At 56.7% G+C, this 22,661-nt stretch carries 15 protein-coding genes; 11 read left to right on the top strand and 4 right to left on the bottom strand.

What is annotated here, in order from left to right:
* Positions 1-8: 8 nt before the first annotated feature.
* The 4 genes from ACOTY9_RS07340 to ACOTY9_RS07325 form a co-directional block, all read right to left on the bottom strand.
* Complete coding sequence (locus tag ACOTY9_RS07340) at positions 9-779, bottom strand: MurR/RpiR family transcriptional regulator (RefSeq protein WP_014884822.1); 771 nt, start codon at positions 777-779, stop codon at positions 9-11.
* On the bottom strand, positions 779-1,627 hold the full coding sequence (sseA, locus tag ACOTY9_RS07335) for a 3-mercaptopyruvate sulfurtransferase (protein WP_014884821.1): 849 nt from the start codon (positions 1,625-1,627) through the stop codon (positions 779-781). Before sseA ends, ACOTY9_RS07340 begins: the two co-directional genes overlap by 1 nt.
* Positions 1,628-1,717: 90 nt before the next feature.
* Positions 1,718-3,085 carry a 6-phospho-alpha-glucosidase gene (locus ACOTY9_RS07330; RefSeq protein ID WP_023331083.1) on the bottom strand — a complete coding sequence of 456 codons (1,368 nt, stop codon included), beginning with the start codon at positions 3,083-3,085 and terminating at the stop codon, positions 1,718-1,720.
* 12 nt (positions 3,086-3,097) lie between these two features.
* Positions 3,098-4,642 carry a PTS transporter subunit EIIC gene (locus ACOTY9_RS07325; RefSeq protein WP_348565335.1) on the bottom strand — a complete coding sequence of 515 codons (1,545 nt, stop codon included), beginning with the start codon at positions 4,640-4,642 and terminating at the stop codon, positions 3,098-3,100.
* Between the two features lie 287 nt (positions 4,643-4,929).
* Here ACOTY9_RS07325 and ACOTY9_RS07320 point away from each other — a divergent pair, with 287 nt between their 5' ends.
* The 11 genes from ACOTY9_RS07320 to hisS all read left to right on the top strand — a co-directional run bounded on the left by ACOTY9_RS07320 (position 4,930) and on the right by hisS (position 22,649).
* Entirely contained in the window at positions 4,930-9,882 is a 4,953-nt protein-coding gene (locus ACOTY9_RS07320; protein WP_213784406.1) for an alpha-2-macroglobulin family protein, read from the top strand.
* A gap of 1 nt (position 9,883) precedes the next feature.
* Positions 9,884-12,211: a peptidoglycan glycosyltransferase PbpC gene (pbpC, locus tag ACOTY9_RS07315; protein ID WP_348565337.1), complete on the top strand. Its 2,328-nt coding sequence runs from the start codon at positions 9,884-9,886 to the stop codon at positions 12,209-12,211.
* Between the two features lie 88 nt (positions 12,212-12,299).
* Complete coding sequence (locus tag ACOTY9_RS07310; RefSeq protein ID WP_047361985.1) at positions 12,300-14,678, top strand: DMSO/selenate family reductase complex A subunit; 2,379 nt, start codon at positions 12,300-12,302, stop codon at positions 14,676-14,678.
* Complete coding sequence (locus ACOTY9_RS07305; protein WP_348565338.1) at positions 14,675-15,304, top strand: DMSO/selenate family reductase complex B subunit; 630 nt, start codon at positions 14,675-14,677, stop codon at positions 15,302-15,304. Before ACOTY9_RS07310 ends, ACOTY9_RS07305 begins: the two co-directional genes overlap by 4 nt.
* Positions 15,297-16,085, top strand: coding sequence for a dimethyl sulfoxide reductase anchor subunit family protein (locus ACOTY9_RS07300; protein ID WP_023338668.1), 789 nt, complete (start codon positions 15,297-15,299; stop codon positions 16,083-16,085). Before ACOTY9_RS07305 ends, ACOTY9_RS07300 begins: the two co-directional genes overlap by 8 nt.
* Positions 16,085-16,960 (top strand): 4Fe-4S binding protein, encoded by an 876-nt coding sequence (locus ACOTY9_RS07295; protein ID WP_348565339.1) that lies wholly within the window; start codon positions 16,085-16,087, stop codon positions 16,958-16,960. The genes ACOTY9_RS07300 and ACOTY9_RS07295 overlap by 1 nt, the downstream gene beginning before the upstream one ends.
* Positions 16,961-17,081: 121 nt before the next feature.
* Positions 17,082-17,513, top strand: coding sequence for a nucleoside-diphosphate kinase (gene ndk / locus ACOTY9_RS07290; RefSeq protein WP_003860625.1), 432 nt, complete (start codon positions 17,082-17,084; stop codon positions 17,511-17,513).
* A 169-nt stretch (positions 17,514-17,682) separates the two neighbouring features.
* Complete coding sequence (locus tag ACOTY9_RS07285; protein WP_014884812.1) at positions 17,683-18,849, top strand: bifunctional tRNA (adenosine(37)-C2)-methyltransferase TrmG/ribosomal RNA large subunit methyltransferase RlmN; 1,167 nt, start codon at positions 17,683-17,685, stop codon at positions 18,847-18,849.
* Between the two features lie 292 nt (positions 18,850-19,141).
* Positions 19,142-20,149 (top strand): cytoskeleton protein RodZ, encoded by a 1,008-nt coding sequence (rodZ, locus tag ACOTY9_RS07280; RefSeq protein WP_348565340.1) that lies wholly within the window; start codon positions 19,142-19,144, stop codon positions 20,147-20,149.
* Between the two features lie 26 nt (positions 20,150-20,175).
* A complete protein-coding gene (ispG, locus tag ACOTY9_RS07275; protein ID WP_023337626.1) occupies positions 20,176-21,294 on the top strand; it encodes a flavodoxin-dependent (E)-4-hydroxy-3-methylbut-2-enyl-diphosphate synthase in 1,119 nt (372 codons plus the stop codon).
* 80 nt (positions 21,295-21,374) lie between these two features.
* Positions 21,375-22,649 carry a histidine--tRNA ligase gene (gene hisS / locus ACOTY9_RS07270; RefSeq protein ID WP_014884809.1) on the top strand — a complete coding sequence of 425 codons (1,275 nt, stop codon included), beginning with the start codon at positions 21,375-21,377 and terminating at the stop codon, positions 22,647-22,649.
* Positions 22,650-22,661 lie beyond the last annotated feature (12 nt).

Genomic DNA, 22,661 nt, shown 5'->3' with positions numbered 1-22,661 from the left:
GGTGAACTTCACCCCGTTGCTTCCAGCAGCAGTAAATCCATCAGCAGCACCAGATTCGACTCAAATGACGTCACGCCTGCTGCTTCAGCAGCGAAATGTACCGCTTCGTCATAGAGGGCAAAGTGTACGTCCGCCATCCCCGCCAGCGTATTGGCCGAGGCGCGGGTAAACGCGACGACGGTCATCCCGACGTTTTTGGCAATTCGCGCTTTATCCAGCACCTGCTCCGTTTCGCCGCTGCGTGAAACGGCAATGAACACCTGATAGCGGGCGGCGTTGCTGAGAAAAATGTTCCGGCTGTCCCCTGGCCCGGAAATAAATGCCGTTTTGCCCAACACCTGCAATTTCTTGGTCAGGTACTCGGCAAACAGATAGGAAAACCCGGCACCGTAGAGAAAAAAGCTCTCTTTCTGGCGCAGCAGGTTGGCAAACTGCTGGCGTTTGTCCTGAGTGACCCACTGAAAAGTTTGCTGATAGTTGGCGATGAATTGATTAAAAAGGGCAGGTAGCTCAGGGAGCGATTGCCCCTGCACGGCGATATGCGGCGTGTCAGAAAGCAGCTGCTTGCAGTGCCAGATAAACTCGCTAAAACCGCTGAACCCCAGCTTCTGACACAGCCGCATAATGGTGGCGGTAGAAACAAATGTCGCCTGCGCCAGCTCGCGCACCGTGATATTGCCCACCAGCAGCGGATGCTCCGTGAGGTGGGCGAGGACGCGATACTCCGCGCGGGTCAGTGACGCCCCGCGCGTTAACAGCGTGGCCAGGCGGTTATCCATTATTTTGCCGGTTCAACCGGCAGATCGTCTCGCGCACCCCATTCGCTCCAGGCGCCGTCGTAAAGAGTGACGTCGTTAACCCCGAGGGTGGCAAGTGCCAGAATCACCACGCAGGCCGTTACGCCGGAACCGCAGCTGGCAATGATCGGACGATGTAAATCCACACCCGCACGGTCAAAAATGGCGCGCAGTTCATCGGTGGTTTTCAGCTCCCCTTCAAATACCAGATCGCCCCACGGCACGTTCAGCGCGCCCGGAATATGTCCACGCTTCAGGCCCGGACGCGGTTCATCTGCTTCGGCATTAAAGCGAGGAGCAGGACGGGCATCGACAATTTGCGCCGTCTTTTCGTGGCTAACGACCAGTACGTCAGTCAGACGTTTGACGACGTGTGCGTCAAACGTGGCATCAAAATCACCTTCCGGCAGCGTGACATCACCCTGCTGAAGCGGCAGGTCATCACGCTTCCAGCCCGCCAGACCGCCTGCCAGAATTGACACTTTCTCTACGCCAAACTGTTTTAACATCCACCACGCGCGCGGTGCGGAAAAGAGGTTGCCCTCATCGTAAACAACCAGATGCTTGTCCCGGCTCACGCCCAGCTCGCGCATCGCCACGGAAAAGGCTTCCGGGCGCGGCAGCATGTGCGGCAGGGGAGAGTTGTGATCGGAGAGGGCTTCAATATCAAAAAATACCGCATCAGGCAGATGGCCAGCACGGTATTCAGCGAGCATATCACGAAGATGTTCCTGCCCGGCTGGGGCCATCCGCGCGTCAATAATCTGGACTTCCGGGTCGTCGCCGTGCTCAATCAGCCAGTCGGCGGCGACAAAATATGAGGTGGACATGGGATGCCTCCATTCTTTTCCGTAAAAAAGGATTGTCGGTGTTTTTTATGACACCGACAAGCAAACCACGTTCAACTCGCGAGCAAGCCCCTATTTTTTCACCGTTTCGCCATTCTGCCAGGCCTTTTGCAGCGCGGGCCAGTAGTCGCGGTTGGCTTCGATCATCTCATCCAGAATTGCTTTCGCGTGCGCCATGGTCGGCACGGTGCGGTTCAGGGTGAAGGCCTGCAGGGCTTTCTCATAACTGCCTTCGATGGTCGCCTCCACCAGCAGCTGTTCGGATGCCAGCTGCTGTTGCAGCAGGGTCTGATGGAACAGCGGCACCCGACCGATGCGCACAGGCTCTGGTCCTTCGGAGGTGATATAGGCGGGCACTTCCACCATCGCATCGTATGGCAGGTTGGTAATCGCCCCGCGGTTTTCCACCATCACCAGATGGCGGCTGCGCAGGTTAAAGGCCAGCGAGCAGGCCACGTCGACGATAAACTCGCCGTGGACGCCCACGTGGAAAGCATCCGGCAGGATCCCGGTGCGCTTGTACTCTTGCGCAGCAGCAAAGAGTTTTTTCTCACGCCCGTCCATCACTTCGTTAGCGCGGGTATAGTCCGGGTTCTGATGCTCCACAATCTGGTTTGGCATCAGGTAATACTGCAGATACGGGTTTGGCAGGTACTCCGGGAAGTTATCCATGACGGGCTTGATGTTGCGCCAGGTCTTCACCCAGGAAGGATCTGAATGTTGCGGATCGGTTTTGGCGGCGTCTTCCGTCAACAGGCCAAACTTCGCGATATGTTTGCGCAGTTCGGGCAGCTTGTCTTCGCCGTCCACCAGCACGCGGGTAAACCAGCCGAAGTGGTTCAGGCCGAAATAGTCCACCTCCAGCTTGTGGCGATCCACGCCCAGAATGGCGCCCATATTGCGCATTGCGGCGACGGGCATATCGCAGATGTTCAGCACCCGCGCGTTCGGGCGCAGGCGGCGCACGCCTTCCGCCACGATCGCTGCCGGGTTGGAGTAGTTTACGATCCAGGCTTTTTCATGCGCGTAGCGATCCACCCGATCGATAAGCTCGACCATCGGCAGGATCGTGCGCAGTCCGTACGCCAGCCCACCGGGACCACAAGTCTCCTGGCCGACCACGCCGTGCCGCAGTGGGATCTTCTCATCCTGCTCGCGCATTTTGTACTGACCGACGCGCATCTGGGCGAAGACGAAATGCGCGCCGCTGAACGCCACTTCCGGGTCAGTGGTGACGGTGAATTTGATGCTTTCACTGTGGTCACGAATCACTTTCTCAACCACCGGCGCGATGGTGTTCTGACGCGCCTCGTCGATGTCATAGAGGCGGATTTCGGCCAGCGGGAAGTCATGCAGACGTACCATCAGGCTTTTCACAATACCCGGCGTGTAGGTGCTGCCGCCACCGGCAATCGACAGAATAAAGGGGGGGGTAAACATCTTTAGCTCCTTTCAGAGAAACGTCTCAACGGCTTCTCGCATTTTTTTGACATGCAGCCCGTAGACCACCTGAACGTTGTTACCTTGTTTGATGACCCCTTTCGCGCCGGTCGCTTTCAGGCGAGGCTCGTCGATGATGTCGACGTCCTTCACCGTGACGCGTAAACGGGTATAGCAGTTATCCACAACCTCAATATTCTCCCTGCCGCCGAGGCCCACTACGATGGACTCACCCAGCCCGTCGTTATTGCCCCTCGCCTTGTACTCCTGCTTGCTGTAGAGACGTGTCTCCTGATCCTCATCCTCACGGCCTGGGGTCTTCATGTTGAAGCGCAGAATAAGTAAGCGGAACACCGTGAAGTAGAGGGAAAACATGATCAGCCCTACCAGGATGTACATTGGCCAGTTGGATTTCTCCGTGCCGAGCGGCAGGTTGTAGAGAATGAAATCAATGATCCCGTTGGCACCGATGGCGTGAACGCCAAATAGCGAGAACAGCATCATGCCGATGCCGGTCAGCACCGCGTGAACCACGAACAGCAGCGGCGCGACGAACAGGAAGGAGAACTCAATCGGCTCGGTGACGCCGACCAGCAGCGAGGTCAGCGCCGCCGGGATCAAAATGGCTTTCGCAACGGCTTTGCGTTCCGGTTTTGCGGTCCTATACATCGCCAGCGCGGCGGCGGGCAGGCCGAACATTTTGCTGATGCCGCGCGCGTCCCACACCACGGTGCTGCTGAGCTGCTTCACCTCCGGGCAGGCCATTTCGGCGAAGTAGATATTGCGCGCGCCCTGATAGGTTGCGCCGCATACCTCCTGCGTCCCCCCGAGTTCGGTATAGAGGAACGGGGTATAAACCAGATGATGCAGGCCAGTCGGTACCAGAATGCGCTCAAGGAAACCGTAAATGGCTACGCCGAACGGACCTGAGCCTTTAATGGCCAGCGCCAGCGCGCTAATCCCGTGCTGAGCGTACGGCCAGATTTCGCTCATTACCACGCCGAGCAGCATGGAGACGGGCAGCATCACAATCGCGACAAAGCAGTGGCCGGAGTAAATCGCCATCGCACCGTTAAACTGTACGCCGGAATATTTGTTGTAAAGGTAGCCGGAGAGCGCCCCGGTCAGGATCCCGGCGAAAACACCCATCTCCAGCACCTGAACGCCCAGCACCATGCTTTGACCCGCGGCTTTCATCTGCCCGGCAGGCGCCAGCTCACCCTGAAGCTGTAACGTTACGTTCATGGCGTTGATAAACACCACGAAGGTCACCAGACCAATCAGCGCCGCGTAGCCTTTATCGCGCGTTGCCAGGCCAATCGGGATCCCGACGGCAAACACCAGCGCCAGGTTGACCAGCACCGACACGGCGGATTTGGCGATCAGCTGGCCGATACTCTGAATGAGCGGATGGCCAAGAAACGGCAGGTACTCGGCCAGGTTGCCGTTACCCAATACGTTACCAAAGGCGATAAACAGACCGACGATCGGTAAGATAAGTACGGGGCCGTACAATGATTTTCCGAAATTTTGTAGGGCGTTCACGGCTCGTTTCATGGCTTTCTCTCTTATTGAACCGCGCACTCGGGGTGCGTCATGGTCATAAAACTAGCAGGCTCCTGATGCTTTTATCCAGCTATCTTATTGTTTTAAAAACAAATGACGTGAAAGGTAACATGTGACGTTATGCTCTGTGATCGCGGTTCCACCTCCACGCCGCCGGACATGGCGATTCTGCGAGGCGCTTTCCAGATTCTAAAATTGGACTTTTTGTATTAACGAAACTTGCGGATAATACTTATCCGGACGACGACCAACAGGCCCCCTCAGGCCAGGGACAAAGGATGAAACCGTTTCGCTTAGCCGCGATCTCTCTCGCGCTGCTTACCACATTTACGCTTGTCGGCTGTGACAACAGCGACGATAAATCTCAGACTGCGGCTCCCGCAGCATCCACCACATCAACCCCGAAAGCGGCTGAAAAGCCTGATGCAGAAAAACTGGCAAAACTGGCGGCACAGAGCCAGGGCAAAGCATTAACCCTACTGGATGCCTCTGAAGTACAGCTGGACGGCGCCGCCACGCTGGTGTTGACCTTCTCTGTTCCGTTGAATCCCGACCAGGATTTCGCGAAAACAGTGCATGTCGTGGATAAGAAAAGTGGCAAGGTTGACGGAGCGTGGGAACTTGCGCCTAACCTGAAAGAGCTTCGCCTGCGTCATCTGGAGCCCAACCGTAATCTGGTTGTCACCGTCGAACGTGGTTTACAGGCGCTGAACAAAGCAACGTTCGACATTGATTATGAAAAAGCGATCACCACCCGGGATGTCGAACCGACGGTCGGTTTTGCCAGCCGCGGATCGCTGCTGCCGGGCAAAGTGGTGGAAGGGCTGCCGGTGATGGCGCTCAACGTCAACAATGTGGACGTCAATTTCTACCGCGTGAAGCCGGAATCGCTGGCTTCCTTTGTCAGTCAGTGGGAGTACCGTAACTCCCTGACCAACTGGGAATCCGACAACCTGCTGAAGATGGCGGAACTGGTTTATACCGGTCGCTTTGATCTCAATCCGGCGCGCAATACCCGTGAAAAACTGCTCCTGCCGCTCAAGGATATCAAGCCGCTCCAGCAGTCTGGCGTCTATATCGCGGTCATGAACCAGGCCGGACACTACAACTACAGCAATGCCGCAACCCTCTTTACCCTGAGCGATGTCGGGTTATCCGCTCACCGTTACCACAACCGCCTGGACATCTTTACCCAGAGTCTGGAAAACGGTGCGGCGCAGTCCGGTGTCACCGTCACGCTGCTGAATGACAAAGGGCAGACCCTTGCCGAGGCGAAAAGCGATGCGGACGGTCATGCGACGCTTGAAACCGACAAAGAGGCCGCGCTGATTCTGGCGAGCAAAGATGGCCAGACCACGCTGCTTGATCTCAAACTTCCGGCGCTCGATCTGGCGGAGTTTGATATCGCCGGTAATCCGGGCTACAGCAAGCAGTTCTTTATGTTTGGTCCGCGCGATCTCTATCGTCCGGGTGAAACCGTGATCCTCAACGGCTTACTGCGCGACAGCGACGGAAAGCCGCTCCCCGACCAGCCTGTGAAGCTTGACGTGTTGCGTCCGGATGGACAGGTGGCGCGCACGATGGTCGTTAAGCCAGAAAACGGGCTCTATCGTTTTAACTATCCGCTGGATAGCGGTGCGCAGACCGGCATGTGGCATATCCGCGCGAACACAGGTGATAACCAGCAGCGTCTGTGGGATTTCCACGTGGAAGATTTCATGCCTGAGCGTATGGCGCTGAATCTGACGGGTCAAAAAGCACCGGTTTCCCCGAAGGATGACGTGGACTTTAACGTAGTGGGCTATTACCTGTACGGTGCGCCCGCTAATGGGAATTCACTGCAGGGCCAGCTTTTCCTCCGCCCACTGCGTGAGGCCGTGCCTGCACTGCCAGGCTTCCAGTTTGGGGACATCGCTGAGGAAAACCTGAGCCGCAGTCTGGATGAAGTGCAGCTTACGCTGGACGAACAGGGGCGCGGGCAGGTTACGACTGAAAGCCAGTGGAAAGAAGTGCACTCGCCGCTACAGCTGATCCTGCAGGCCAGCCTGCTGGAGTCGGGCGGTCGCCCGGTGACGCGTCGCGCTGAGCAGGCCATCTGGCCGGCGGCTGAACTGCCGGGTATCCGTCCTCAGTTCGCCAGCAAGGCCGTATACGACTACCGCACGGATACCACCGTCAACCAACCCATTGTTGACGAAAACGGTAATGCCAGCTTTGACATCGTTTATGCCGATGCCAGCGGGGCGAAAAAAGCGGTATCCGGCTTACAGGTGCGCCTGATCCGCGAGCGCCGCGACTACTTCTGGAACTGGTCTGAGAGCGAAGGCTGGCAGTCTCAGTTCGATCAAAAGGATCTGGTTGAAGGTGAACAGGAGCTTAGCCTCAAGGCCGATGAAACCGGCAAGGTCACTTTCCCGGTGGAGTGGGGCTCATACCGTCTGGAGGTGAAAGCGCCTGATGAGATGGTCAGTAGCGTGCGCTTCTGGGCGGGATACAGCTGGCAGGATAACAGCGATGGCACGGGGGCAGCACGCCCTGACCGCGTGACGCTGAAGCTGGATAAACCCGCTTATCAGCCAGGCGATACCATCCAGCTGCATATCGCTGCACCCGCCGCAGGCAAGGGTTATGCCATGATCGAATCCAGCGAAGGGCCGCTGTGGTGGAAAGAGATCGACGTACCGGCAAACGGGCTCGATCTCTCGATTCCGGTCGATAAAGCCTGGAAACGTCACGATCTCTACCTCAGCACACTGGTGGTGCGCCCTGGGGATAAATCGAAATCCGCTACGCCGAAACGCGCGGTTGGTCTGCTGCATCTGCCGATGGGAGACGAAAATCGTCGCCTGAACATTGCGCTCGATAACCCGCAGAAAATGCGGCCAAATCAGACGCTCTCTGTGAAGGTGAAAGCCAGCGTGAAAGAGGGGGCGGTTCCACAGAAAGTGAACGTGCTGGTTTCGGCAGTGGACAGCGGCGTGCTGAACATTACCGATTACGTTACGCCAGATCCGTGGCAGGCGTTCTTCGGCCAGAAGCGCTACGGCGCGGATATCTACGATATCTACGGCCAGGTCATTGAAGGGCAGGGCCGCATGGCGGCGCTGCGCTTCGGCGGTGATGGCGATGAACTGAAGCGCGGCGGCAAACCGCCGGTGAACCACGTCACCATTATTGCCCAGCAGGCTCAGCCGGTTACGCTGGATGCTAACGGGGAAGGTACCGTTACGCTGCCGATTGGAGACTTCAACGGCGAGCTGCGCCTGATGGCACAGGCCTGGACGGAAGATGATTTTGGCAGCAGTGAAAGCAAGGTTGTGGTGGCCGCACCGGTCATTACCGAGCTGAACACCCCGCGTTTCCTGGCGAGTGGAGATACCTCGCGCCTGACGCTGGATCTGACCAACCTGACCGACCAGCCGCAAACGCTGAACGTTGCCCTGACTGCGACAGGCAAACTGTCCCTGGAGGGCGCGCCGCCGCAGCCGGTTCAGCTGCCGCCGGGCGCGCGTAGCACCCTGTTTATTCCAGTACGTGCGCTGGAAGGCTATGGCGACGGTGAGGTGACGGCACAGGTTACCGGCCTGCAGCTTCCGGGCGAAACCTTCGCACCGCAGCAGAAAAGCTGGAAAATCGGTGTACGTCCGGCATTCCCGGCACAGACGGTCAATACCGGAACGATGCTGAACCCGGGTGAATCCTGGACCGCACCGGCGCAGCATAGTAGCGGTTTCTCTCCAGCCACTCTGCAGGGGCAACTCCTGCTGAGCGGTAAACCACCGCTAAACCTGGCGCGCTATATTCGTGAACTGCAGGCGTATCCGTATGGCTGTCTGGAACAAACCACGAGTGGCCTGTTCCCGTCGCTCTACACCAACGCGGCGCAGCTCACCGCGCTTGGTATTAAGGGCGACACGGATGACAAGCGCCGTGCTGCCATTGATATTGGGATCTCGCGTCTGCTGCAGATGCAGCGCGAGGAGGGCGGTTTTGCGTTGTGGGATAAAAACGGCCCGGAAGAGTACTGGTTAACCGCCTATGTCACTGACTTCCTGGTGCGTGCAGGCGAGCAAGGCTACAGCGTGCCTGCCGAAGCCGTAAATAACGCCAATAGCCGCCTGCTGCGCTACCTGCAGGATCCGGGCATGATGTCCATTCGCTACAGCGACGACACCCAGGCCAGCAAATTTGCCGTACAGGCTTATGCCGCTCTGGTGCTGGCGCGCCAGCAAAAAGCACCTCTGGGTGCGCTGCGCGAAATCTGGGATCGTCACGCTCAGGCTGCTTCCGGGCTGCCGCTGATGCAGCTGGGTATGGCGCTCAAACTGATGGGCGATGCCCCACGCAGCCAGCAGGCACTGGACCTGGCGCTCAAAACGCCGCGTAACGACAGCAAAAATTGGATGGCCGATTACGGTAGTCAGTTGCGCGATAACGCGTTGATGCTCTCCCTGCTGGAAGAGTACAAGCTGCTGCCGAATGCGCAAAATACGTTGCTGAATGCGCTGTCTGAACAGGCTTTCAGCCAGCGCTGGCTGTCTACTCAGGAGAGTAATGCCCTCTTCCTGGCCGGACGTTCGCTGCAAACTCTGTCAGGTGCATGGCAGGCGAAAACCTCGCTGTCTGATACCGCCTCAGGCGGTGATACATCGCTGGTACAAAACGTCAACGGCGACCAGCTTGGTGCGCTGCAGGTGACCAATACCGGCACTTCGCCACTGTGGGTTCGCCTGGACAGCACGGGTTATCCGGAATATGCGCCTCAGCCGAGCTCGAACGTGCTGCAGATTGAACGTCATATCCTGGCAACCGACGGCAGCAGTAAATCGCTCTCATCTCTGAAGAGTGGTGAACTGGTACTGGTGTGGCTTGAGGTGAAAGCCAGCCAGAACGTGCCGGATGCGCTGGTGGTGGATCTTCTCCCGGCGGGTCTGGAGCTGGAAAACCAGAACCTGGCGAGCAGCAGCGCCAGCCTGCAGGACAGCGGCAGCGAGGTGCAAAACCTGCTGAGCCAGATGCAGCAGGCGGATATTCAGCATATGGAGTTCCGCGACGACCGCTTTGTGGCCGCTGTGCCGGTCAACGAAGGTCAGCCGGTCACGCTGGTTTACCTGGCGCGCGCCGTCACACCGGGAACTTACCAGGTGCCGGTCCCGATGGTGGAGTCTATGTACGTTCCGCAGTGGCGGGCAACGGGTGCGGCCAGCGGCCCGCTGATTGTTGTTCCGTAATATGCTGAAAGCACGTCTGACACGCTCCCGCTGGCTCTGGCTGGCGGGAGCGCTTCTCATTTTATGGGGGCTGGTTTTCGCCGCCGACCGCCTGTGGCCGTTACCTCTGAAAGAGGTTAACCCCGCCCGGGTGGTGGTGGATGAGAACGGCACGCCGCTGTGGCGTTTTGCTGACGCGGAGGGCATCTGGCGCTATCCTGTGACCATTGAAGAGGTCTCTCCCCGCTATCTTGAGGCGCTAATCCAGTATGAAGATCGCTGGTTCTGGGATCATCCCGGCGTAAACCCACTCTCTGTCATGCGCGCCGCCTGGCAGGATCTCACCTCCGGGAGAGTGGTCTCGGGTGGAAGCACGCTTACCATGCAGGTAGCGCGCCTGCTGGATCCGCATCCGCGCACCTTCGGTGGAAAGATCCGTCAGCTCTGGCGGGCGATGCAGCTGGAGTGGCATCTCTCCAAACGCGATATTCTTACGCTGTATCTCAACCGTGCCCCGTTTGGCGGCACGCTGCAGGGGGTAGGGGCAGCAAGCTGGACCTATCTGGGGAAACCACCTTCGCAGCTTAGCTACTCCGATGCAGCGCTGCTGGCCGTACTGCCGCAGGCACCAAGTCGTCTGCGCCCGGACCGCTGGCCGGAGCGGGCCGAAGCGGCACGCAATAAAGTGCTCGACCGCATGATGACCCAGGGCGTCTGGTCAGAAAAACAGGTAAAAGAGTCCCGTGAAGAGCCGGTATGGCTGGCTCCCCGTCAGATGCCGCAGCTGGCGCCGCTTTTTGCTCGCATGATGCTCGGCAAAAGCCGCGACACAAAAATTGTCACCACGCTGGATGCCGGACTACAACGACAGCTGGAAGAGCTGGCGATGAACTGGAAATCCCGCCTGCCGGCACGCAGCTCGCTGGCGATGATCGTCGTGGATCATACGGATATGAAAGTGCGCGGCTGGGTCGGTTCGGTGGATATTAACGACGACAGTCGATTTAGCCATGTTGATATGGTCAATGCGATCCGATCGCCGGGATCGGTGCTGAAACCCTTTATTTACGGTATGGCGCTGGATGATGGCCTGATCCATCCCGCCTCATTGCTTCAGGACGTTCCTCGAAAAACCGGTGATTATCGCCCCGGAAATTTCGACAGCGGCTTCCACGGGCCGGTCAGCATGAGTGAAGCGCTGGTACGCTCCCTCAATCTGCCGGCGGTGCAGGTGCTGGAAGCCTACGGGCCAAAGCGTTTTGCCGGAATGCTGAGCAATGCCGGGCTGCCGCTGATCCTGCCTGCGGGGGCACAACCGAATTTGTCGCTGATTTTGGGAGGTGCAGGCGCGCGGCTGGCCGATATCGCCGCTGCCTACAGCGCCTTTGCCCGACACGGCAAGGCGGGAAGGCTGCGCTTCCAGCCTGGCGACGCGCTTGTTGAGCGCCCGCTGTTATCGGCAGGTTCAGCGTGGATTATTCGCCGTATTCTCGCCAACGAGGCGCAGCCGCTGCCGGACAGTGCGCTACCGCAAATTGCGCCGCTGGCGTGGAAAACCGGCACCAGCTACGGCTACCGTGATGCCTGGGCAATAGGTCTGAACGCCCGTTACGTCATTGGCATCTGGACCGGACGACCGGACGGTACGCCCGTGGCCGGGCAGTTTGGTTTTGCCAGCGCGGTGCCGCTCCTGAATCAGGTAAATAACCTGCTTCAGTCTCGCTCGACGGTAGACGAAGCCCGCCTGCCGCGCGATCCGCGTCCGGAGAGCGTCGGGCAGGGTGTGATCTGCTGGCCTGGCGGTCAGTCGCTGCCGGAAGGCAGTGAAAACTGTCGGCGTCGCCTTTCCACATGGTTGCTGGAAGGAAGTGAGCCGCCTACGCTGCTTTTACCGGAACAGGAAGGTATTCGCGGCATTCGTTTCCCGGTCTGGCTTGATAAAACGGGTAAGCGCGTTTCAGCAGATTGCCCGGATGCCACGGAGAAAATCCTCGATGTCTGGCCGCTGCCGCTGGAGTCGTGGCTGCCAGCAGCAGAAAAAAGGGCGGCGCGTCTTCCTGCGAAATCAACAGTCTGTCCGCCTCTGGATAATAACAATGCGGCACCGCTTATGATTTCGGGAATCAGAGAGGGAGCTGTGATTAAGCGACTCCCGGGTGAAGGAAATGTGACGCTTTCTGTCAGTACGACAGGTGGAGAAGGTGAGCGCTGGTGGTTTTTAAACGGAGAACCGTTAAAAGGACGGAATTATAATTATTCATTACAATTATATTTGCCGGGTAATTATCAGTTATTTGTGATGGATGAGGCAGGACAAACGGCGACGGTAAATTTCGAGCTGGGCCGTTAAGTTTTACCCCTAAAGCGTTAGCTTGATAATTATCAACATTCGTTCCTGAAAAAAAACGAGAATGCGTTTTTATTTGAAGGAACGAGCAATGAAAAAAAATAAAAATCAGGGAGAGGGTTTTATTCCCGAGATATCCCGACGTCATTTTATTCAGGCAGGATCGGCGCTCGCCGCCCTTCCGCTTGTTGTGACAACCCGCAACGTACAGGCGCAGGACGCCGCGGCAACACGTGCGGCGCCGGAAGAAAAAGTGGTGCAAACCTGCAGCACGTTTGACTGCGGGGGGAAGTGTGATATTCGAGCTCATATCAGCGAAGGCGTTGTCACCCGAATTTCCACGCGCCCGGATAATGCATTGGATCCGCAGATGCCGGTTATGCGTGCCTGTGTTCGTGGCAGAGCGTATCGGAAATTTGTTTATCATCCCGATCGGCTTAAATATCCAATGAAGCGTACAGGTAAACGTGGCGAAGGAAAATTCGAACGTATTACCTGGGATGAAGCCACGACGCTTATTGCGAATCAATTAAAAACGATTACGCAAAAATACGGTGCGGCTTCACGCTATGTTCACGTGGGTACCGCAGTTTCTGGCGGAACGTTTTCCGGCGATAAAATGGTTCGTCGTCTGCTCAACTTAACCGGCGGCTACCTCGAAAGCTATCACTCGGTCAGTATGGGCAACACGGCGGCAGCCACGCCGTATACCTATGGCACCGCTGCCAGCGGCAGTTCTCTGGACACGCTGCTTGATACGAAACTGGTCATCCTCTGGGGGCATAACCCGACGGAGACGATTTTTGGTCACAGCAACTACTTCTTCCAGAAGATGAAGCAAAACGGCACCCGCTTTATCGTTGTCGATCCGCGCTATTCAGACACGGTTTCCTCCCTTGCCGATCGGTGGATCCCGCTGCTTCCTGCCACTGATAATGCCCTGATGGATGCCATGATGTACGTGATCGTCACAGAGAACCTGCACGATCGCGACTTCATTCAGCGCTATACCCTGGGCTTTGACGAAGCATCAATGCCGGAAGGCGTTCCGGCCAATGAATCCCTGATGGCTTACCTGAGCGGGGCAAAAGACGGCGTGGCGAAAACCCCTGAGTGGGCCGAGAAAATTACCCATGTGCCTGCGCAGACTATCCGTCAGCTGGCTCGCGACTACGCAAATACTAAACCTGCTGCACTGATCCAGGGTTGGGGGCCGCAGCGTCACAACTGCGGCGAGCGCACCGCGCGCGGCTCAACGTTACTGGCGACGCTAACGGGTAACGTCGGCGTAAAAGGCGGCTGGGCGGCAGGCTATGGCGGCTGCGCTAACCGCAAATTTGCCGTTGGGCCCGAAATGCCGGATAACCCGGTAAAAGCCAAAATATCGGTGATGAACTGGGTGCAGGCCGCCGACGATGCTTCTCAGGTGACGGCGGATGTTGGTTTGAAAGAAGCTGACAAGCTGGACAGCAATATCCGCATCCTGTTCTCGCTGGCCGGCAATTACCTGGCTAACCAGAACCCAGATCTCCATCAGGCAACCCGCGTGCTGGAAGACGAGTCGAAAATCGAATTTATTGTTGCAAGCGATCTGTTTATGACGCCGAGCGCCAGATACGCCGATCTTCTTCTGCCGGAAACCAGCTTTATGGAGCGCTGGAATATTGGCGAAACCTGGGGGACCGCGAGCTATCTGATCCTGTCGGAAAAGCTGATTGAGCCTGAGTTTGAGCGCCGTTCAGATTACGACTGGCTGCGTGAGGTTGCCGCTAAGCTCGGCATTGAACCCGCGTTCAGCGAGGGCCGTGACGAAAAAGCGTGGATTGAGCACATCTGGGAGCAGACGCGGCTGGCGATGCCGGAGGAAAATCTGCCGGACTTCACGACGCTACAGAAAACGCGTCAGCATCTTTTCAAAAGCGCGCCGTACGTTGCCTTTGAAGACAACATTCGCGATCCGCAAAATCATCCGTTCCCGACGCCGTCCGGGAAGATTGAGATCTTCTCGAAGCGTCTGTACGACATGCATCACCCGGAAATTCCGGCGCTATCGCACTACGTTCCCGCTCATGAAGGCCCGGAAGATGAACTGGCGAAAACTTTCCCGCTTCAGCTGATTACCTGGAAAGGGAAAAACCGTGCCAACTCAACCCAATATGCTAACCCGTGGTTAATTGAAGCCCAGCAGCAAAAGCTGTGGATTAACCCGCAGGATGCGCAAAAGCGCGGCATTGCACAGGGCGATACCGTGCGCATCCATAACGCGCGCGGCATTTGTGAAATCCCGGCCGAAGTGACGCCGCGCATCATTCCAGGCGTCGTTGCCATGCAGGCTGGTGCCTGGTGGCAGCCGGACGAGCAGGGTATTGATAAAGGTGGTTGCGCGAACGTCCTCAGTTCAGCCCGTATTACCGCGCTTGCGAAAGGGAATTCTCATCAAACCATGCTGGTGGAGGTAGCGAAAGCATGAGTCAGTTTAAACACTACGCGCCGGTGAGCGATAAACAGCTGGGTTTTTATATCGACTCCTACCGCTGTTCGGGCTGCAAGGCCTGTCAGGTGGCGTGCAAAGATAAAAATAACCTTGAGGTTGGACGTCGTTTCCGCCGCGTTTATGAAGTCAACGGCGGAAATTTCATTCCAACCGGGCAGGGGGGCGTCAGCAATAACGTTTTTGCTTACACGCTCTCTATTTCCTGTAACCACTGTGCGGACCCGGTCTGCACCAAAAACTGCCCGACTACCGCGATGCACAAGCGTCCGGGCGACGGCATCGTGCGCGTCGATACGGACAAGTGCGTTGGCTGCGGCTACTGCGCATGGTCATGTCCTTACGGCGCGCCGCAGCTCAATGAGCAGACCGGACAGATGTCGAAATGCGATTTTTGCGTGGATCTCCAGGCAAAGGGGGAGCAGCCAGTCTGTGTGGCAACCTGTCCACTCGAAGCGATCAAATTCGGACCCATTGATGAACTTCGGGAGAAATACGGCGCGGTCTGCGATGTGAAAGGTTTGCCTGATTCTTCCATCACACAACCGAACCTGGTAGTCAAAGCGCATCAGGGTGCAGAGAAAGAGGGGAAGCGTCATGCATGAGTTACCATTGCTGATATTTACGCTGTTCCTGCAGGGATCGGTAGGCGTGACCCTCTGGCTGGCGTTTGGCGAGGCGCGTGCATCGCAATCTCGTCTGCTGCTGCCCGCTGCCGGGGCGTTTGTCCTGGCCAGTCTGGGGCTTCTCTCCTCGGCGCTGCACATGGGCTATCCGCTCAACGCCCTTAACGCGCTGCGCCACGTTTCCAGCTCCTGGCTGAGCCGTGAGATCGTCTTCGCCAGCCTTTACCTTGTGGCACTGGGCCTTGCGACGCTGCTGATGTTTGCCAAAAAACCAGGCTGGAAGCTGCTGTTGGTTGTGGCCGGTGTTGTCGGGCTGGTGGATGTGTTCTGCATGGCGCAGATCTACATGCATACGTCGGTGGTGACCTGGCAGCACATTAACACTCTGGTGCTGTTCATCGGCTCGGTGGGGATCATAGGTTCAGCCTGCATGGCCGTTGGGCTGCGCTGCCAAACTTCCGTGCGTGCGGCGGTTGTCATTGTCGCGCTGCTGGTGCTTGTGCGTCTGGTCATGCAGCCCGTCTGGCTGGCAGACATTGCGACCATGGATAACACCGTGGTGACGTTCCCTCACGCACCGTTGCAGATGCTGGAGCAACTGCGCACGGTACATCTGCTGAGCTGGTGCGTTTCGGTTGCAGGTATGCTGTGCTTTGCCGCGGGCGGTCTGAAAGCGGCGCGAGGTCCAATGCTGCTGGGCAGTGCGCTGTTGATCGTGGGTGAGCTTATGCTGCGCTTCGTTTTCTTCAGTATTGGCTGATGGGCGAATTGTCATTATCCCCGGCGATAGAGGTGACGCATGCGTGCGTGCGTCGCCGTTTTCGCCATGCTGCCTGCAGTGCCTGCGCGGACGTTTGTCCCGCGCAGGTTTTTTCTTTTACTGAAATGGGCATCTCGGTTGATGAACAGCGCTGTATAGGCTGCGGTGACTGCCTGTTCGTCTGTCCCACCGAGGCCATTGCCGACATCACGCCGCGAAAACGCTTTCTGCGTGGCGATACCCTCGTTGGGCCTTTTACTGAACATGCTCCTGTTGTGAATGAGTTGCTGCTATGGCACATGCAACACGGCGTGCGTTTTATCAGTATTGAAGCGGAACACTACCCGGCCTGGTTACTGGCGCTTGCCCGGCTCAATCTTGTGCTTCGTCGACGGGGTGAAGCGGTATGGGCTTTTAAGCCTGACCCGATCAACGAGGTGAATATTGCCCGCCGTGCGCTTATGTATGTTCCGCGGGAGGATGTGCGCCGCTGTAACGTCGTGCCGGGCCAGCGTCAGCTGCGCAGGGCATTCGCAGGATTTAGTGAGTCAGATATCGTTCTCGACATCGGAAAATGTATGTTGTGTGGGGCATGCTGGCGAAGCTGCACGGAAAACGCAATTCGTTTTGAGAATGCCACGCTGGTGGTGGAAACCGGACGCTGTACCGGGTGTGGGGGGTGCGAAGCGGTGTGTCAGCATGGCGCGATAAGCATAACGCAGACAGAACAGAGCGCGAAAAGCAGCGTGACGCCTGCCTGTGAGGCTGTTTGCCTGACGTGTCATCGTCATTTCTGGTCATTCAGGATGGATGAAAAGCACTGCCCCCTCTGTTCACACCATCACTTCGCTATGCGCGATTCGGCCTGTTGCTAATCTTCGTCTCATTTTAAAAAAATGTTATGCAGAACCATAGGCAATGGCGCTATTGCTCATTATAATCCGCGCCACACCATACTCAGGTATGCAAAACAACAGAACATTGACAGAGGTTATCATGGCTATTGAACGTACTTTTTCCATCATCAAACCAAACGCGGTGGCAAAAAACGTTATTGGCAGCATCTTCGCTCGCTTTGAATCAGCAGGGTTCAAAATTGTTGGCACCAAAATGCTGCACCTGACCGTTGAGCAGGCTCGCGGTTTCTACGCTGAGCACGAAGGCCGTCCATTCTTTGACGGTCTGGTTGAGTTCATGACCTCCGGTCCTATCGTGGTATCCGTGCTGGAAGGCGAGAACGCAGTACAGCGCCATCGCGATCTGCTGGGTGCAACCAACCCGGACAACGCGCTGGCCGGTACCCTGCGCGCTGACTACGCGGACAGCTTCACCGAGAACGGCACCCACGGTTCTGACTCCGTTGAATCTGCTGCACGCGAAATCGCCTTCTTCTTCGCAGAAGGCGAAGTGTGTCCACGCACCCGTTAATTTAACGGTTTCGTTTACACATTAATTTCGTAAATGCCACGTGCAAACGTGGCATCCCTGCGCCAGACTTTGTACAATGCAACGCCCCGGATGAGCAGACCGCTTTCCGGGGCGTTTCTATTCAACCCTCCAGGGGCCACAACGTGTAACAACGAGGCCGGAAAATATTATGTCTGAATTAGTGAATACCTCCGAAGTCGCCATTCCTGCGGTTCCCAATAAAAATGGAAAAATTAACCTGCTGGACCTGAACCGTCAGCAGATGCGCGAGTTCTTTAAAGATATGGGTGAGAAGCCGTTTCGTGCCGATCAGGTGATGAAATGGATGTACCACTACTGCAGCGACAACTTTGATGAAATGACTGACATCAACAAAGTGCTGCGTAACAAGCTCAAAGAAGTGGCTGAAATCCGCGCCCCGGAAGTGGTGGAAGAGCAGCGCTCTGCCGATGGCACCATCAAATGGGCGATTGCCGTAGGCGATCAGCGCGTTGAAACCGTCTACATCCCGGAAGAAGACCGCGCCACGCTGTGTGTCTCCTCCCAGGTGGGCTGCGCGCTGGAGTGCAAATTCTGCTCTACCGCACAGCAAGGGTTCAACCGTAACCTGCGCGTTTCTGAAATTATCGGCCAGGTCTGGCGTGCGGCGAAAATCGTCGGTGCGGCAAAAGTGACCGGTACGCGTCCTATCACCAACGTGGTGATGATGGGGATGGGTGAGCCGCTGTTGAACCTGACTAACGTGGTACCGGCAATGGAAATCATGCTGGATGACTTCGGTTTTGGCCTGTCCAAGCGTCGTGTGACGCTGTCGACGTCAGGCGTTGTCCCTGCGCTGGATAAGCTTGGCGACATGATTGACGTTGCGCTGGCTATCTCTCTGCACGCACCAAACGATGAAATTCGTGACGAAATTGTACCGATCAACAAAAAGTACAATATCGAAACCTTCCTCGCTGCCGTGCGCCGTTACCTGGAGAAATCCAACGCCAACCAGGGCCGCGTCACCATCGAGTACGTGATGCTTGACCACGTTAACGACGGTACCGAGCATGCGCATCAACTGGCTGAGCTGCTGAAAGATACGCCATGCAAAATCAACCTGATCCCATGGAACCCGTTCCCGGGGGCGCCGTATGGCCGTAGTTCGAACAGCCGTATCGACCGTTTCTCCAAGGTACTGATGGAGTATGGTTTCACCACTATCGTGCGTAAAACCCGTGGTGATGATATTGATGCAGCGTGTGGACAACTGGCTGGCGATGTCATTGATCGAACCAAACGTACCCTGCGTAAACGCATGCAGGGTGAGACGATTGCGGTCAAAGCTGTTTGATTATTATGCACTCACGGCGCATTATCTGCGCCGTGATGCATAATCTTACTGAATAATCAGTCAGATTCGTGAAGACTGATCAATAATTACGGTGCGTTTCATCCGACTTTCGGGCAGTATGTAACGACGTAACAACAGTTTAGCCGTTCGGGCAGGGCTGTACTGTCATCTCCGGGCTGACAGTCTTATACTGTCTGTTCAAGGTTAACTGACCTGAAGTTTCGCGGTGCGGGTGGCATTGTGACTCACCGGCACCTGAACCCTTTTTTTCACGTACCAGTAGTTGTAGCGAATGAATACTGAAGCCACTCACGACCAACATGAAGCACTCTCCACTGGCGTTCGTCTTCGCAACGCCCGTGAACAACTCGGACTCAGCCAGCAAGCCGTTGCAGAACGCTTGTGCCTGAAGGTTTCCACGGTTCGCGATATTGAAGAAGATAAGGCGCCTGCCGATCTGGCTTCAACATTTCTGCGCGGTTATATCCGCTCTTACGCAAAACTGGTGCACATCCCCGAAAACGAATTACTGCCAATGATGGAGAAGCAGGCACCGGTTCGCGCAGCGAAAGTGGCGCCGATGCAAACTTTCTCCCTGGGGAAACGTCGTAAAAAACGTGATGGCTGGCTGATGAGCTTTACCTGGCTGGTGCTGTTTGTGGTGATCGGCCTGACCGGCGCGTGGTGGTGGCAAAACCATAAGGCGCAGCAGGAAGAGATCACCACCATGGCCGATCAATCCTCTGCTGAACTCAATCAGGCAGGGAATGGTGGCGCTCAGAGCGTCCCGCTGAACACCGACGGTGCAGCCACCTCAAGCGAGCCGCAAACAACGGCTCCGGCAACCGATGCGGCGCAGGCTCCGGCAGCCACGGCTAACACCGCTGCGCCTCAGGCTCAGGGTCAGAACGCGGTCGTTGCCCCTTCTCAGGCGAATGTTGATACTGCGGCGAACGCGCCTGCGGCGACTCAGCCAGCGGACAATACCGCGGCATCCCTGCCAACCGACCCGGCGGCTACTGCCGCGCCAGCAGCCGATCCAAACGCGCTGGTGATGAACTTCACTGCCGACTGCTGGCTGGAAGTCACTGACGCGACAGGTAAAAAACTGTTTAGCGGCCTGCAGCGGAAAGATGGCACGTTAAACCTAACGGGTCAGGCACCTTACAAACTTAAAATCGGCGCTCCGGCAGCGGTACAGATCCAGTATCAAGGAAAACCTGTCGACCTGAGCCGCTTTATCAGAACTAACCAGGTTGCACGTCTTACCGTTAATGCCGAACAATCAGCAGCACAGTAACAGACGGGCAACGCGGGAGATTTTTCATGCATAACCAGGCTCCGATTCAACGTAGAAAATCGAAACGGATTTACGTTGGGAATGTGCCAGTCGGCGATGGGGCACCCATCGCCGTTCAGTCGATGACCAACACGCGCACCACGGACGTGGAAGCAACGGTCAACCAAATCAAAGCATTAGAGCGTGTAGGCGCGGACATTGTTCGCGTCTCCGTGCCCACCATGGATGCCGCAGAGGCGTTCAAGCTGATCAAACAGCAGGTCAGCGTTCCGCTGGTAGCGGATATCCACTTCGACTACCGTATCGCGCTGAAAGTGGCCGAATACGGTGTTGATTGCCTGCGTATTAACCCGGGCAACATCGGTAACGAAGAGCGCATCCGCATGGTGGTGGACTGCGCCCGTGACAAAAATATCCCTATCCGTATCGGCGTCAACGCGGGATCGCTGGAAAAAGATCTGCAGGAAAAATACGGTGAACCCACGCCGCAGGCGCTGCTCGAATCCGCGATGCGCCATGTCGATCATCTCGATCGTCTTAACTTCGATCAGTTCAAAGTTAGCGTAAAAGCGTCCGATGTATTCCTCGCGGTGGAGTCGTACCGCCTGCTGGCAAAACAGATCGATCAGCCTCTGCACCTCGGGATCACCGAAGCGGGTGGCCTGCGTAGCGGTTCTGTAAAATCCGCGATCGGTCTGGGACTGCTGCTCTCTGAAGGGATCGGTGACACCCTGCGCGTTTCGCTGGCGGCCGATCCGGTAGAAGAGATCAAGGTCGGTTTCGATATCCTGAAATCACTGCGTATTCGTGCGCGTGGGATCAACTTCATTGCCTGCCCAACCTGCTCGCGTCAGGAATTTGATGTGATCGGTACGGTGAATGCCCTGGAGCAGCGTCTGGAAGATATCATCACCCCGATGGACGTCTCCATCATCGGCTGCGTGGTGAACGGTCCGGGTGAAGCGCTGGTGTCCACCTTGGGCGTGACCGGCGGTAACAAGAAAAGTGGTCTCTATGAAGATGGCGTTCGTAAAGATCGTCTGGATAATAGTGACATGATCGACCAGCTCGAAGCTCGCATCCGCGCTAAAGCCGCGATGATGGACGAGACACAGCGTATCAGCGTTCAGCAGGTTGAAAAATAACGTGATGGGAAGCGTGCCGCTTCCCATGTATGATTGAACCCATTCTTTGGGTTTTTTTTGTATATAGAAAGAGAATAAACGTGGCAAAAAACATTCAAGCCATCCGCGGCATGAACGATTACCTGCCTGGCGAAACCGCCATCTGGCAGCGCATTGAAGGCACACTGAAGCAGGTGCTCGGCAGCTACGGTTACAGCGAAATCCGTTTGCCGATTGTAGAGCAGACCCCGTTATTCAAACGCGCGATCGGCGAAGTGACCGATGTGGTTGAAAAAGAGATGTACACCTTTGAGGACCGCAACGGCGACAGCCTGACTCTGCGTCCGGAAGGGACGGCGGGCTGCGTACGCGCCGGCATCGAACATGGTCTTCTGTACAATCAGGAGCAGCGCCTGTGGTATATCGGCCCGATGTTCCGCCACGAACGTCCGCAGAAAGGTCGTTATCGTCAGTTCAACCAGCTGGGTGTGGAAGTGTTTGGCCTGCAGGGTCCGGACATCGACGCCGAACTGATTATGCTGACGGCCCGCTGGTGGCGCGCGCTCGGTATTGCTGAGCACGTTTCGCTGGAGTTGAACTCTATCGGTTCTCTGGAAGCGCGTGCGAACTATCGCGATGCGCTGGTTGCATTCCTGGAACAGCATAAAGACAAGCTGGACGAAGACTGCAAACGCCGCATGTACAGCAACCCGCTGCGCGTGCTGGATTCCAAAAACCCGGATGTGCAGGCGCTGCTGAATGATGCACCTGCACTGGGTGACTACCTGGACGACGAGTCTCGCGAACACTTTACCGGCCTGTGCAAGCTGCTTGAAGCGGCGGGCATTGCCTACACCGTGAACCAGCGTCTGGTGCGCGGCCTGGACTACTACAACCGCACCGTATTTGAGTGGGTGACCACCAGCCTCGGTTCACAAGGCACCGTGTGTGCCGGCGGTCGTTATGACGGTCTGGTTGAGCAACTGGGTGGCCGTGCGGCACCTGGCGTTGGCTTCGCGATGGGCCTTGAGCGACTTGTTTTGTTAGTTCAGGCTGTTAATCCGGAATTTAAAGCAGATTCCGTTGTCGATATATACCTGGTGGCCTCAGGCGCGGAAACGCAGTCTGCGGCGATGCAGCTTGCCGAACGCGTGCGCGATGCGCTGCCGGGCGTTAAGCTGATGACCAATCATGGCGGCGGCAACTTCAAAAAACAGTTTGCTCGTGCCGATAAGTGGGGCGCAAGTATTGCACTGGTGCTGGGTGAGTCCGAAGTGGCTAACGGCGAAGTGGTAGTTAAAGACCTGCGCTCTGGTGAGCAAACAACGGTAACGCAGGACGGCGTTGCGGCGCATTTGCGCACTCTATTGGGCTAAGGAGAAAGACTG

This window comes from Enterobacter cloacae complex sp. SHL012, assembly GCF_049237505.1.
Classification (GTDB): Bacteria; Pseudomonadota; Gammaproteobacteria; order Enterobacterales; family Enterobacteriaceae; genus Enterobacter; species Enterobacter kobei.
Note: the sequence above shows the minus strand (reverse complement) of the source record. Positions and strands in the feature narration are given on the sequence as shown.

What these genes read in the sequence shown, in the direction of transcription:
- ACOTY9_RS07340 (WP_014884822.1), bottom strand. Translation starts at nt 779, where the DNA reads ATGGATAACCGCCTGGCCACGCTGTTAACGCGCGGGGCGTCACTGACC.
- sseA (WP_014884821.1), bottom strand. Translation starts at nt 1,627, where the DNA reads ATGTCCACCTCATATTTTGTCGCCGCCGACTGGCTGATTGAGCACGGC.
- ACOTY9_RS07330 (WP_023331083.1), bottom strand. Translation starts at nt 3,085, where the DNA reads ATGTTTACCCCCCCCTTTATTCTGTCGATTGCCGGTGGCGGCAGCACC.
- ACOTY9_RS07325 (WP_348565335.1), bottom strand. Translation starts at nt 4,642, where the DNA reads ATGAAACGAGCCGTGAACGCCCTACAAAATTTCGGAAAATCATTGTAC.
- ACOTY9_RS07320 (WP_213784406.1), top strand. Translation starts at nt 4,930, where the DNA reads ATGAAACCGTTTCGCTTAGCCGCGATCTCTCTCGCGCTGCTTACCACA.
- pbpC (WP_348565337.1), top strand. Translation starts at nt 9,884, where the DNA reads ATGCTGAAAGCACGTCTGACACGCTCCCGCTGGCTCTGGCTGGCGGGA.
- ACOTY9_RS07310 (WP_047361985.1), top strand. Translation starts at nt 12,300, where the DNA reads ATGAAAAAAAATAAAAATCAGGGAGAGGGTTTTATTCCCGAGATATCC.
- ACOTY9_RS07305 (WP_348565338.1), top strand. Translation starts at nt 14,675, where the DNA reads ATGAGTCAGTTTAAACACTACGCGCCGGTGAGCGATAAACAGCTGGGT.
- ACOTY9_RS07300 (WP_023338668.1), top strand. Translation starts at nt 15,297, where the DNA reads ATGCATGAGTTACCATTGCTGATATTTACGCTGTTCCTGCAGGGATCG.
- ACOTY9_RS07295 (WP_348565339.1), top strand. Translation starts at nt 16,085, where the DNA reads ATGGGCGAATTGTCATTATCCCCGGCGATAGAGGTGACGCATGCGTGC.
- ndk (WP_003860625.1), top strand. Translation starts at nt 17,082, where the DNA reads ATGGCTATTGAACGTACTTTTTCCATCATCAAACCAAACGCGGTGGCA.
- ACOTY9_RS07285 (WP_014884812.1), top strand. Translation starts at nt 17,683, where the DNA reads ATGTCTGAATTAGTGAATACCTCCGAAGTCGCCATTCCTGCGGTTCCC.
- rodZ (WP_348565340.1), top strand. Translation starts at nt 19,142, where the DNA reads ATGAATACTGAAGCCACTCACGACCAACATGAAGCACTCTCCACTGGC.
- ispG (WP_023337626.1), top strand. Translation starts at nt 20,176, where the DNA reads ATGCATAACCAGGCTCCGATTCAACGTAGAAAATCGAAACGGATTTAC.